The 13,591-nt window shown below is 61.8% G+C and carries 8 protein-coding genes and 2 pseudogenes; 4 read left to right on the top strand and 6 right to left on the bottom strand.

What is annotated here, in order from left to right; genetic code table 11:
• Nucleotides 1-7 precede the first annotated feature (7 nt).
• Nucleotides 8-868, bottom strand: coding sequence for a TIGR01459 family HAD-type hydrolase (locus NKI05_RS15160; RefSeq protein ID WP_023671533.1), 861 nt, complete (start codon nucleotides 866-868; stop codon nucleotides 8-10).
• Nucleotides 869-1,204: 336 nt separating this feature from the next.
• On the opposite strand from NKI05_RS15160, the gene NKI05_RS15155 reads away from it, so the two are divergent.
• From NKI05_RS15155 to NKI05_RS15140, 4 genes and pseudogenes are all read left to right on the top strand, one after another.
• Nucleotides 1,205-3,094 carry a pilus assembly protein gene (locus NKI05_RS15155; RefSeq protein ID WP_023816293.1) on the top strand — a complete coding sequence of 630 codons (1,890 nt, stop codon included), beginning with the start codon at nucleotides 1,205-1,207 and terminating at the stop codon, nucleotides 3,092-3,094.
• A 187-nt stretch (nucleotides 3,095-3,281) separates the two neighbouring features.
• A complete protein-coding gene (locus tag NKI05_RS15150; RefSeq protein ID WP_023816294.1) occupies nucleotides 3,282-5,255 on the top strand; it encodes a pilus assembly protein in 1,974 nt (657 codons plus the stop codon).
• Between the two features lie 155 nt (nucleotides 5,256-5,410).
• A pseudogene (locus tag NKI05_RS15145) lies at nucleotides 5,411-6,042 on the top strand (LysE family translocator).
• 146 nt (nucleotides 6,043-6,188) lie between these two features.
• Nucleotides 6,189-6,719: a CAP domain-containing protein gene (locus tag NKI05_RS15140; protein WP_023689553.1), complete on the top strand. Its 531-nt coding sequence runs from the start codon at nucleotides 6,189-6,191 to the stop codon at nucleotides 6,717-6,719.
• A gap of 29 nt (nucleotides 6,720-6,748) precedes the next feature.
• On the opposite strand, the gene NKI05_RS15135 is transcribed toward NKI05_RS15140, so the two are convergent.
• The 5 genes and pseudogenes from NKI05_RS15135 to NKI05_RS15115 form a co-directional block, all read right to left on the bottom strand.
• Complete coding sequence (locus tag NKI05_RS15135; RefSeq protein ID WP_245261944.1) at nucleotides 6,749-9,367, bottom strand: EAL domain-containing protein; 2,619 nt, start codon at nucleotides 9,365-9,367, stop codon at nucleotides 6,749-6,751.
• Between the two features lie 334 nt (nucleotides 9,368-9,701).
• Entirely contained in the window at nucleotides 9,702-11,237 is a 1,536-nt protein-coding gene (locus NKI05_RS15130) for a DHA2 family efflux MFS transporter permease subunit (RefSeq protein ID WP_023671527.1), read from the bottom strand.
• A gap of 349 nt (nucleotides 11,238-11,586) precedes the next feature.
• The gene (locus NKI05_RS15125; protein WP_023816295.1) at nucleotides 11,587-12,759 is read right to left on the bottom strand and encodes an HlyD family secretion protein; all 1,173 of its coding nucleotides are present in this window, start codon (nucleotides 12,757-12,759) and stop codon (nucleotides 11,587-11,589) included.
• Complete coding sequence (locus tag NKI05_RS15120) at nucleotides 12,756-13,226, bottom strand: MarR family winged helix-turn-helix transcriptional regulator (protein WP_023816296.1); 471 nt, start codon at nucleotides 13,224-13,226, stop codon at nucleotides 12,756-12,758. The genes NKI05_RS15125 and NKI05_RS15120 overlap by 4 nt, the downstream gene beginning before the upstream one ends.
• 126 nt (nucleotides 13,227-13,352) lie before the next feature.
• Nucleotides 13,353-13,561: pseudogene (locus NKI05_RS15115) on the bottom strand (iron chelate uptake ABC transporter family permease subunit); the annotation flags it as partial.
• Between the last annotated feature and the right edge of the window lie 30 nt (nucleotides 13,562-13,591).

Below are 13,591 nucleotides of genomic sequence, written 5' to 3'. Positions count from 1 at the left end.
AGCAACCCTACCGCAGTCTCGGAATGACGGCGACCGGCCGGTAGCCGTGCTTTTGCAGAAAGGCTGCAAGCCTGGCGGGGTCCGGCTGCATGGGATCGCCATAGTCGCGCGCGTGAATGCCGCCCGAGACGTAAAGCACGTCGATGCCGTTGTCGGCGGCGCCCTTGACGTCGGTCATCATGCCGTCGCCGATGGCCAGCACCTCGGTGCGCGCGACGTCTCGGCCGAGAAGCACGGCAACCTCCCGCAGCGCTACGTCATAGACCGGCGCATAAGGTTTTCCGGCGATCAGCGTGCGGCCGCCAAGCTGGGCATAGTCGCGCGCCAAGGCGCCGGCGCACCAGATCATGCGCTCGCCGCGTTCGACCACGATGTCGGGATTGGCGCAGATGAAAGGCAGGTTCCTGGCGCGCAGCCGGCGCAGCAGATCGGCGTAATCCTCAGGCGTTTCCACCTCGTCGTCGAACAGCCCGGTGCAGACCGCGCCGGAGGCCTCGAACTCCTCGACGAGCTCGACGTCCAGACCGTCATAGAGGGTGAAATCGCGGTCGGCGCCGATATGGAAGATTTTTCGTGGGCCTTCGGCGATAAGGTCGCGGGTCACATCGCCTGAGGTCACGACGCGGTCGTAGGCGGCGGCGGGAACGCCGATCGCATTCATCTGCGCCACCACATCGGCATTGCGGCGCGGCGAGTTGGTGATCAGGACGACCGGGACCTTCGCCGCACGCGCGGCGGCAAGCGCTTCGGCAGCCGCCGGAAAATGCCATTCGCCATTGTGGATCACGCCCCAGACATCGCACAGGATGGCCGAGTAGGCGCCCGACAAATCCGCGAGCGAGCCGATGATATCAGGCGAATCCGCCATGCCGTTTACCTGCTGTGACGATCATTGCGAGAGCTGCAGCCGACGGTCCGCCGCAACCGGCCCCGCATTAACCGAAGCGTTTCATCCTGTCACCAGCTTTTCGGCACTTGCCAGGCTGTTGCGCAACGGGCTGATCGAAGGTTGCACAGGCAGGAACCACCCTTCTCCGAGCTTCGGTCTATCGAAACAATGTCGCACCGCTGATCACCAGGGCCGAGTGGTTAACGAGCCTTGAAAAGATGGGCCTATGTTGAACGCATTTCAGCAACCTGAAATTTAACGATTTTGTGGGCATCTTCGGACCGATATTGGGGTCCTGGCAGGGGTGCTGAAGGCATGATCCGCAGATTTCTGAACGACAGACGCGGCAACTATGCCTTGATGACAGTGATCACCATGGTGCCCTTGATGGGCGCGCTGGCGCTTGCCATCGACTACACCGATCTCTTGCGCCAAAAGCAGAACATGCTGAACGCGCTGGATGCCGCCGGGATTGCCACGGCACAGCAGATCGTCACCGGGGCGACCGACACGGCAGTCAAGGCCTATGCGAAGGATTTCTTCGAAGCCAATCTCGGCCGCGTCAAAGCAGCCAATACGGCCCTGACGGTGACGCTTCCCAACAACAACGCAGGTGGTGGCACGCTGAAGCTGTGCGCCGAATTGACGTACCACCCCTATTTCCTGCCGGCAGCGGCCATGATGATCGGAAGAACCGCCGCCGACGTCACAACATCGGCATGCTCGGAGATCCGCCTCAAAAACACGCTGGAAGTGTCTCTCGTGCTCGACAATTCCGGCTCCATGAGCATCAACGGCTCCGGCACCGGCCAGCCGCGAATAGATTTGCTCAAGAAGGCCGCGACGGAGCTTGTCAATACAATGGCGCTCCAGGCCGCACAAATGAAGCAGGTGACCAAGCCGGTGCAGTTCTCGCTGGTCCCGTTTTCTGCGTCGGTCAATGTCGGCGCTCCGATCCCCCCGGCTCCATTGCCGACGTGGCTGGACACGACCGGCATTTCCCCGATCCATCATCAGAACTTCGATTGGTCGACGATGACAGCGGCAGCAAATGCCACCAAATGGATCGAAAAAGTAGGCAGCGTTTACTACCAGCGCGGCACGGGCTGGGGCACTGACAAAGACAAGGAGATGACGCGTTTCACCCTCTATCAGGACATGATGGCAACGACCTGTACGAAGAAAAACTCGAACGGCACTTGCAAGACCTCCGTCGTCGCCAAATACGAAGCCTGGAAGGGCTGCGTGGAGGCGAGGCCGTATCCCTATAATGACGACGACACGTCGCCGACCACTGGCACGCCCGCCACCATGTTCGTGCCGATGTTCGCGCCGGACGAAGCTGGCAATTTCTGGACCGACACAACTCGCACCAGCACATCGACGTGGGGTTACGCCAACAATTGGTGGATCGATTATTCCGACACGCTGACTGTCGCCAAACGCCAGGCGGATATGCGTAAGTATTTTCTGACAAAGCCCTGGGACGCAGCAGCCGCTGCGGCCGATGATGGACCCAATTCGGCATGCACGACCGCCGCGATCACGCCGTTGCAGGACATAACCACCACCGATGGCAAGAAAATCCTGACGGATGCCATCAATGCCATGGCCCCGACGGGCAACACCAACGTGCCGGAAGGGCTGGCCTGGGGCTGGCGGACGGTGTCGAGCAACGAGCCTTTTACGCAAGGCCGGCCGAACACCGAAAGAGGCAACGACAAAGTGGTCATCGTCCTGACCGACGGCGCAAACACCTATAGCATCGGCCCCAGCAACGACATGACCAGCAACTACGCCAAGAATGGATCGACCTACGCCGCCTATGGCTACACCGGCCCTAATTTTCCGAAGCCAGTGGAGCCTGCGACCCGCCTGTTCGTCAACACGACCGTCGCCAAGACAACCTATACGGCGACCAACTACACGGCCGCGCTTGACGAGCAGATGCAAACCCTTTGCGCCAATGCGAAGAATTCGAACATTCTCTTGATGACCGTCTCGCTCGACCTTGTTAGTTCCAAGCCGGCGGAAAAGACTGCCATAGATGCGCTCAAGAAATGCTCCTCGGATTCGCGCTTCCGCAAGGATCCGACCGACCCGAGCAAACCGGCGAAGCTGTACTGGAACGCGACCGGCGCCACCTTGTCGCAAAGTTTCAAGGAAATCGCCGACGAACTGTCGAACCTGCGCATCGTCAGCTGATCGGCGCGATCTTTCGAACAAGGCGCTCCGCCTCGGCGGGGCGTTTTGCGTTCGGCAGCTGGCGCATTTGGTTAGCGCCTGGTGAAGCGCTATCCGCGCAATCGAGCAGTTTCCCAAACCCGTCCTTCAACGTTTTGTGAAACTGTGGCGGCATTGAAGAATCCGCAGGCGGGGCCGCTTACATCACATGCGTGAACTCTGGCGCACATTCCGGCGTGACTTCTGGCGTGACCGCCGCGGCAATTACGCTCTGATGACCGTTGTGGCGATGGTGCCACTGATGGGCGGCGTGGCAATGGCTGTCGACTACACCGGCGTGGTCAGCGAGAAGCAGAGGGTGGTCAACGCGCTCGACGCCGCCAACTTCGCCACAGCGCGCCGGCTGGTGGAAGGCGCCACCGACGACCAGTTGCGGGCCTATGCGCTCGACTTCTTCAAGGCAAACCTCAACCACGTCGATCCCGCCGACACGACGCTCAGCGTTACGCTGCCCAGCAGCACGACCGGCGGCGGCATCGTCAAGCTGTGCGCCAGCCTGGTCTACAAGCCCTATTTCCTGCCGGCAGCGGCGATGCTGATCGGCAGGACGTCGGAAAACGTCACCTACTCCGTGTGTTCGCAAGTCCGGCTGAAGAACACGCTGGAAGTGGCCATGGTGCTCGACAATTCGGGGTCGATGTCGAACACGGGCACGGGTGCCGGACAAAAGCGCATCGACCTTCTCAAGCAAGCCGCCAAGCAGCTCGTCGACACGCTTGCCTTGCAGGCCGCGATGATCAAGCAGATCGACAAGCCGGTCCAGTTCAGCCTGGTGCCGTTCGCCGCCTCGGTCAATGTCGGCGCCAGCAACGACAACGCGTCGTGGATCGACGCCTACGGGCTGTCGCCCATCCACAATGAGAATTTCGCCTGGTCCACGCTTAACGCAGCCGACAAATATGCCCAGAAGATCGGCGGCATCTGGTACAAGAAAGGCACTGGCTGGGGTGAGCAGGAGGGGCAGATGCTGACCCGCTTCTCGCTCTACCGCGACATGAAGGTGGTCACCAGCCACGAGCGCATCGTCGGCAGCAAACGCGTGGTCTGCGACAAATATCGCGCCAATCATACATGCTCGGACAGCCACAACGAATACGACTACAACGACACATATGGACCGTTCGCCAGCTGGCAGGGCTGCGTCGAAGTGCGGCCCTATCCCTATAATGTCAACGACGCGCCGGCCTCCGGCGGACCGAACAACACCGGCACCGGCGTCGGCGATCCCGCGACCATGTTCGTGCCGATGTTCGCGCCGGATGAGCCGGGCAATCATTGGTACATAACGCAGGACCCCGACGAGGTGGCTCCCAAGACCTATGGCGCGGCCAACAGCTGGTGGAACGACGATCCGGCGAGCACCACCGGCAAGACCAGGCAGTCCAACATGGCCAAGTATTTCCAGCCACGGCCGATGAACGCGCCGGTGCTGGGGACGGGTGCCGGTCCGAATTACAGCTGCACCACCACGCCGATCACACCGCTGACCGACGTCGCCAACGCCGCCGGGCTGACCAAGATCAAGGCTGCGATCGACCTTATGGCGCCCAACGGCAACACCAATGTGCCGGAAGGCATGGCCTGGGGCTGGCGCACCGTCTCCAGCACGGAGCCTTTCACAGGAGGACGTCCTGAGACGGAGCGCGGCAACGACAAGGTGGTCATCGTGCTCACCGACGGCGAGAACACCTATTCGACGGTGAGTTCCGACCCCGCCGGCAACAAGTCGACCTATGCCGGCTATGGCTATACCGGCGTCGGCTACAACGGCACTGCGGTCACCCGCCTGTTCGGCGGCACGTCGAGCGCCATCGGCCAGCTCAACTATTCGTCGAGCAACTACACCGCCGCGCTCAACGAGCAGATGGCGACGCTGTGCAACAACGCCAAGGCGGCCAACATCATGGTGATGACGGTGGCGCTCGATATGTCGACGACCGACGCCGGCGACAAGAGCGCGATGGAGGCACTGAAGACGTGCTCGTCGGACTCGCGCTTCCGCAAGGATCCGACCGACCCGAGCAAGCCTGCAAAACTGTTCTGGAACGCGACCGGCGCCACGCTGTCCGACAATTTCAAGGAAATCGCCAACGAGCTCTCGAACCTGCGCGTGGTGAGCTGAGGGTTGAAGCTGCTGATCTTCCCCCTTGCGGGGGAAATTGACGGCTTCGCCGCTTTCGACATTTTTCGGCGCTGGCGCAAAGTCTCCGGCCATCATGCTCTTGCGGTGAGTCAAAACGCGTGCTCGGTATCGTCACCGCTTCCCGGAGATCGCCCGTGCCCGAAACCGCCAACCATCTCGCCTTCGCGCTGGTCTGCCTGGGCATGGTGCTGACGCCCGGGCCGAACATGATCTACCTGATCTCGCGCTCGCTGTCGCAAGGCCCCAAGGCCGGGCTGATCTCGCTCGGCGGCGTGGCGGCCGGCTTTCTGTTCTATGTCGTATCGGCTGCGCTGGGCATCACCGCGCTGCTGCTTGCCGTGCCGTTTGCCTATGACGCACTGCGCATTGCCGGCGCGCTCTATCTGCTATGGCTCGCCTGGCAAGCGGTGCGACCCGGCGGGCGCTCACCATTCCAGGTGCGCGAACTGCCGAAGGATAGGCCGCGCAAGCTGTTCGCGATGGGCCTGATGACCAATCTCCTCAACCCCAAGGTGGCGGTGCTTTATCTGTCGCTGCTGCCGCAGTTCATCTCGCTGGCAAGGGCCATGTGCTGTCGCAGCTTCTGGTGCTCGGCGCCACGCAGATCTCGATCAGCCTGACCGTCAATGCCATCATCGCGGTAACGGCCGGTTCGATCGCGACCTTCCTTGCCGGACGGCCGCTATGGATGGTCATCCAGCGCTGGATGATGGGCACGGTGCTTGCCGGGCTGGCGCTTAAAATGGCGACCGACGCGCAACGCTGATCGGAGGCAACGCGCCGAGACTACATCGGCCGCCGACCTTCCCATTCGAATCGATCGGCCGAACCTGCACGGAGGCCAGCGATTGAGATTTTCGCGGCCCTGCCCGGCAAAAGCCATGATCGCCGCTAAGTCAGGCTCGCATGACAATGATCTGCAGCACCAATCACCCGCTCGCGCAAACCCGCTCTGGCGCAGCAAGTCCAAAACCAAACAGGCGCCTGCTGCTGATCGGCCTTGCAGCCATGGCCGGCCTCGCTGCTTGCAGCACGGTCTCGGTGCCGACCGGCGAAGGCGCCGGTGTGTCGTCCTCGGCCACCGCGACGCTGGCCGGCATCCGAGCTTCGGCCGGACTGCCGGCGCTGGTGCCGGACGCCCAGCTCGAGCAGGCCGCTCGGCAGCAGGCCGGCTATATGGCCTCACGCGAACGCATGAGCCACACGACGGGCTGGGGAAAGGATTTCGCGTCGCGGATGAAGGACAATGGCGTGCGGGGCGCCGCCGCCGAGAACATCGCCGAGGGCCGCTTCGACCAGCAGAAACTGTTCGACATATGGATGCATTCGGCTGGCCACCGCCGCAACATGCTCGATCCGGATTTCAGCCGCTTCGGCCTCGCCTATGTACGCGACGGACGCGACAGCGCCATCCGCTACTGGAGCTTGGTGCTCGGAAAATAGCAGCCAGCGGTTACGGCGCGAGCCAGCCGTCAGCCTTTCGCGATCAGCTCGCCGATATCCCCAGCCGACAGGGGTTTGCTGAAATAATTGCCCTGCACCTCGTCACAATTGTTCTTGCCCAGGAAGGCGACCTGGTCTTCCGTTTCGACACCTTCGGCCAGCACCCGAAGGTTCAACTTCTGCCCCAGGGAAATCACGGCGCCAGTGACCGCTTGATCGTTCTCGTCGGTCGCGAGATCGTTGATGAAGGACTTGTCGATCTTCAGCCGCGCCACCGGAAACGTCTTGAGAGCGCTGAGACTGGAATAGCCTGTTCCGAAATCGTCGATCGATATCTGCACGCCGAGCTTTTGCAGTCCGTTCATCGTTGCGACCGCCAGCTCGAAATCCTGCATGATCAGGCTTTCCGTCACTTCGAGCTCGAGATACCTCGCCTCCAGGCCGCTTTCCTTCAATGCGTTGACGACGCGGTCGATCAGGTTCTTCTCCCGGAACTGCCGCGCCGACACGTTGACGCAGACGGTTACGGGCGACAGACCGGCGCGCTGCCAGGCTTTGTTCTGCCGGCAGGCTTCGTGCAGGATCCAGTCGCCGAGCGGCACGATCAGCCCGGTCTCCTCGGCGGTCGGGATGAACATCGCCGGCGAAACCAGGCCTCGCGTCGGGTGGTTCCAGCGCACCAGCGCTTCGACGGCGAAAACATGCCCCGATCGCAGATCCACCTGTGGCTGATAATGCAGAGCGAATTCCGACCGGGCGAGCGCGTTTCGCAATTCCTCCTGAAGCAGGAATTTTTCATGTGCCGTTGAGTTGAACTCCGGGGCATAGAACTGGAAATTGTCGCGGCCGAATTCCTTTGCGCGATACATGGCGGCGTCGGCATTGGCCAACAGCGTATCCGGGCTGGTCCCGTCCTTCGGGTAATTTGCGATGCCGATGCTGGCCGTCGTTCTCAGCCGATGCTCTCCGACAAGAACCGGTTCCGCGATCGCATCCCTGATCGTCTGCAGGGTTTCCGAGACCACATCGACATTGGTGGTTTGGTCGAACAGGACGATGACAAATTCGTCGCCGCCAAGCCGCACGACGGTGTCGGTGGCCTTCACGCATCCAACCAAACGGCTGGCGACGGTCTTGAGGAGTTCGTCGCCGGCATTGTGGCCAAACGTATCGTTCACCAGTTTGAAATTGTCGAGATCGATGAACACCACCGTCATCCAGCGATTGTATCGCTGCGCGTAGAGGACCGCCTGGGAAAGCCGATCCTCCAGCAAAGCGCGATTGGGCAGGCCGGTCAGCGCATCATGGTTGGCCATGAAGTGGATCTGGTCTTCCGCCAGTTTGCGCTCGATCGCGATGCCGGCAATGTGTGTGGTGAATTCGATCAGGCGGGTCTCGGCATGGGTGGGTTCGCGCACGGTCATCGAATACATGGCAAAGGCGCCCAACACGACGCCCCGATGCGACAGGATCGGGGTTGACCAGCACGAACGATAGCCATGGGGTGCCGCCAGTTCGCGGTAATCGTCCCAAAGCGGATCCTGCAGAATATCGGTAACAATGACCGGTTCCCGCCGGTAGATGGCGGTTCCGCAGGATCCCACCTTGGGACCGATGGCCGCCCCATCGATGGCGCTCGTATAGGCTTTCGCCAGGCCCGGCGCCGCACCGTGACGCAAATGAATGCCGTCCTTGTCGAGCAGCAGGACGGAACCGAATATCCCCTTCAACTGAGCCTCGACGAAGCGCATGAGGCGGTCGAGCACGTCCTCCAGCGGCGCGCTCGTGGCAATCATTTCGAGGATCTGCGCCTGCCCGCTGCGAAGGACATCCGCCTGCTTGCGGGCGGTGATGTCGTGGGCGATGCCAACCAGGCCGAAGATTTCATTTTGGCGATTGCGCAACGGCACCTTCGTCGACGAAAGCCATTTGCCGTTCCCCGACGCATCGACGACAAACTCTTCCGCGTCGATCACTGGTTGTCCGCTCTTGAGCAGGCGCTGCTCGACCAGGCGAAATTTCCGCGCAACTTCCGGGGGGTGGAGATCAAAATCGGTCAAACCGATCATGTCGCTGGTCTTGTTGCGCCCGCTATCGGTCGCAAGGGCGCTGTTGACCACGACGAAACGGCTTTGCGTATCCTTGACCCAGAGATAATCCGGCACCCAGTCGATCAGCGCCTGCAGCGAAATGCGCTCGTCGACGATCTGCCGATTGGCGAGAAGTTCAGTGATGTCCTCATGCGTGGCGATCCAACTGCCATCGGGCATGGGCTGGTTACGGATCTGGATTGTGCGACCATCGACAAGTTTGGCGGTCCAGAGCCGCGAAGCCTTGCCCGAATTGATCGAGCGAGCCGTTGCGAGATAGGTGTCGGCGGCCGTCGCCGCCGTGCCGGCGGCGACGCGGCGTTCGACGATTTCGCTCAGTGTCACGCCAGGCCGCAATTCCTCGGGCGCAATGCGGTAGATTTCCGCATAGCGCCGGTTGCTCAGGATCAGCCGTTCATCGGCATCGAAAAAGCAGATGCCTTGCGAAATATTCTCGATCGCAGTCTCGAAGCGCAGGGTCTGCCCTTCGAGACCCGCAATGGTCGTGCGAAGTTCTCCCTCGAGCGTATCGTAGGAAACGTCAGCCAGTCTTGCCAATGCGGCTACGCCCACCGGCCCGCGCGCCCCGACGGATCTTCTGGATGACTTCGTGACCAAACAGACCTCCTCCGGTTTGGCACCTGAAACAAGAAAGGGCCTCTGTCGTGCCAGACGAAAGTCGACTGACAATGTTACAGATGTGCTAATTCAAGATGAACTGTAACGGAATTGGAGGCGTCAGCAACCAGATACCAAAGGTGCAAATGTCATTTCAAATCAACTTCCAACGGCTCATTATCGATATTCTTTTGCACACGCGGGTTTTGACGATCATCCGAGCAACAAATCATCAGGGGCAACCAGCTTGCTGCCAGCGCTACCGGCGCCCGCCTCAATCCATATGCGCGGCAGGAGCTGCCGCGCCGGCCGGAGCGGTCTTCGGCTTGCGCAGCAGGAAGACAAACGGAATGGCAACCAGCGTCATCACCATCAGCAGTTTGAAGTCGTTGACGTAGGAGATCATCATCGCCTGGATGTTGACCATGCGGTCCACCTGCGAAAGTGCCGTCGGATCGCCGCCTGCTGCCGCCGGCGAGGCCGCCCACAAATTGGGGTTGAACGGGTTGATGAAAGCCGACAGTTCGGTGTGATTGACCTGCGTGTTGCGCACCATGAGAACCGTCACCACCGACACACCGATCGACGAACCGAGATTTCGAACCAGGCTGAACAGGGCCGTGGCGTCGGTGCGGAAGCGCACGTCGAGCGTAGCGAAGGCCACCGTGGACAGCGGCACGAACACCATGCCCATGCCCAGGCCCTGGATGACGCCGGAGCTGAGGATCAGCCAATTGTCCATCTGCGGCGTGAAGGAGGACATGGTGTAGAGCGACTGCGCGGTGAGCAGAAAGCCGATGACGACGAGGATGCGGGCGTCGATCCTGCTCATGAGCCGTCCAACGACAAGCATCGAAATCATCGTGCCGACACCGCGCGGCCCCAGGACGACGCCGATGGTGACGGTCGGATAGCCGAAGATGGTCGACAGCATCGGCGGCAGCAGCGACATCGAGGCCAGGATCAGCACGCCCATGACGAAGATGAAAGCCAGACCGGTGACGAAATTGCGGTCGAGGAAGATCTTGGGGTCGATGAAAGGACGTTCCGCCGTCAGTGTATGGATGATGAAAACCCAGAAGCCGGTGATCGAAAGAGCAAGCTCGATCCAGATTTCGACCGAGGAAAACCAGTCGACCTCGCCGCCGCGGTCGAGCAGCAGCTGCAGCGCGCCGACGCCGAGCGAAATCATGGCGAAACCGAAGAAATCGAAGCTGCGGATCCGCCGGGCAACGACCGGCAAATAGGCTGCCATGCCGAGGAAGGCGATGATGCCGACCGGCAAATTGATGAAGAACACCCAGCGCCAGTTGAAATTCTCGGTCAGCCAACCGCCCAGCGTCGGACCCAGGATCGGCCCCAGCATGATGCCGGCGCCCCAGATGGCCATCGCCTGGCCGTGGCGTTCCCTGGGGTTGATGTCGAGCAGGAAGGTCTGCGACAGCGGCACGATGGCTGCGCCGAACACGCCCTGCATCAGCCGGAAGAACACTATGCTCTCCAGGCTCCAGGCAATGCCGCACAGCATCGAGAACACGGTGAAGCCGACAACCGCCGCCAGGAACAGTTCCTTGCGGCCGAAGCGGTCGGCCAGCCAGCCGGTCACCGGCGTCATGATCGCGGCGGCAACGATGTAGGAGGTCAACACCCAGTTTATGTTGTCGGGCGACGCGCCGAGGTCGCCGGTCATGGTCGGCAGCGCGACATTGGCAATCGTGGTGTCGAGCGCCTGCATGACCGTCGCCAGCATCAGCGCCACGGTGATCAGGCCGCGATGCGGCACTTCCTTGAAAGGTTCTGGTGTGGTCATGATGCGGAACTTCCGACAGGTTACAAAAACGTGTACATTAGGTTTCCGGGCGGCGAGGCCTTCTCTGGTGAAGAGACCCTCATCGCGGTGGGACGCGATCTATCGATGTGGGGGTTACATCGATCGAAGGTCTCGACACATCAGGCGCTTGCCGCCCGGAAATCCAAGGTCCGAAGGATGGGCGCCGAGATGGTCCAGGTTCTGGGCAGGCCGCGATGCGGCCCGGTCCAATCCACCCCTCGTTCAACCTGCCGTCGGACCGATCCTGTCATCTCAACTTCACCTCGCCTGCGGCGGGCGTTCTGCCGGGCCGTGATCCTGCTTTTCGAGATCACGGTCCATTCACAGTCTATTGTGCTTCGCCTGCGGTGGCGTGGCCGAAGATAGCGGGGAACCCGCGAGCAACGCCGGTATCCACCGTAACCGAGGCGCTCATGCCGGTGCGCAGCGCCATTTTGGCGTCGGCATCGGTCAGTTCCAGGCGCACCGGAATGCGCTGCGTGACCTTGACCCAGTTGCCGGTGGCGTTTTGAGCTGGCAGCAGCGAAAACTCCGCGCCGGTGCCGGCGCCGATCGCCTTGACGGTGGCCTCGAAAGTTCTGCCCGGATAGGTGTCGACGACGATCTCGGCCTTCTGGCCAGGCTCCATGTGGGTAAGCTGGGTTTCCTTGAAATTGGCATCGATCCAGGTGTCGCCGGTCTCGACCAACGCAAACAGCGGCGTGCCGGAACCGACATACTGGCCGATCTTGAACGAGGAGGCCTGGCTGATGACGCCGTCGGCCGGCGCCTTGACCGTGGTCTGCGCCAGATCGTAGGCGGCCTTGTCGCGCGCGGCGAGTGCGGCCATCACCGTCGGATGCTTGTCGGTCTCGATATCGGGATTGCCGGCGAGAGCCGCCTTGGCGCTGATGATGCCTTGCTCGGCAACGGCCAGTTGCTGCCTGGCCTTGTCGAGATCGTTCTTGGCCTCGTCCAGCGACGATTTGGCGTTGATGCCCTTCTGGGCAAGGTCGGCGGCGCGGTCATACTGCGACTGCGCGTAGTCGACCTGGCTGGCATCGGACTTTTCCTGCGCCAGCGCCTGGCTGTAGGCGGCGCGCAGCTGTTCGATACCGACGCGTGCGACTGCGACCGCCGCGTCGGCCTGCGCCAATGCAATCCGGTAGGGCTCGGGGTCGACGGCAAACAGCACATCGCCCTGCTTGACCTGCTGATTGTCCGAGATGCCGACCTGAACGATGCGGCCGGCGGTGTCCGAGGCGATCGACACCTTGGCCTGCTGCAAATTGGCGTTCTCGGTTTCCTGATAGCGGCCGCCGGTCACCCAGACATAACCGCCACCAATGGCCAGCGCGGCCGGCAGGGCGACCATCAGCAGCAAGCGGCCGAGGCGGCGCTTCTTGACCGGAGCCGGAGTGGGCTGCACCGGGGGAGCCACCGCGACAGGTGCTGCGGCAACCGGCTGCGCCGGCGTGTCGAGCTTGCTTACATTCTCGTCTATCTTGACTGCCGCGTTCATGCTGCTGCCCCTTCCGTACTCTTCAAGGACGACGTCTCGCCGTCCGCCAGGTTTTGCACGATGGTGTCCAGCGCCCGGATCAGGATGCGGCGATCGTCCGGCGAAACCCCGACCAGCGATTCCTCATAGACTTCGCCGGCCAGGCTTTTGACCTCGGCATAGGCCGCGTTCGCCTTGGCGGTCGGGAAGATCATGCGCACGCGCCGGTCAGTTGCGTCGGGGCGCCGTTCGATCCAGCCGCCCTCCTCCATCCGGTCGACGAGGCGCGAAACGCTGATCGGCTCGATTTCGAGAAGTTCGGCGAGGCGAGCCTGGGCGACACCGGCCTCCTTGGCGACGCGAACCAGAAGCCGCCATTGTGCCGAGGAAAGGCCAAGACCGCTGGCGCGCGCCTCGAAGCGCTTGCGCATGAGGCGCTGCACGTCGTGGATCAAAAAGCCCAATCTATCTATGCCGTCGGAAACCATGAGCGGTATATATTATAAGCGTGCTTACCATTCAAGGCGCCGCATTGCGCCAGAGCCGAAAAAGAGGGATGGCAGCCATGCAGATGCGGTCATGGCACAGTCAATAACGGTTGCGGATGACCTCCCGACCGTGACGTGAATTGCCGTCGAGAACGCCGCGAGGAGAAAGGTCGTCTTGCGCGTCCTCGCCACCGGCACACCTAGGCTTTCGGCGGCACTTTCGCCGGCGGGGAAGGCATCGAGCCGGCGGTGGTTCCACAGGGCATAGGCAAGGATGGTGCCCGCACCCAGCGCGCCCGGATATTGTCCCAGCGAGCCAGGCCGAGGCCGCCCAGCAGCGGCTTTCCACGATGGTGACCTGCCAC

This window comes from Mesorhizobium sp. M0771, assembly GCF_040320155.1.
Classification (GTDB): Bacteria; Pseudomonadota; Alphaproteobacteria; order Rhizobiales; family Rhizobiaceae; genus Mesorhizobium.
The sequence above is the reverse complement of the archived record's forward strand: the minus strand, read 5'-3'. Positions and strand labels throughout refer to the sequence as shown.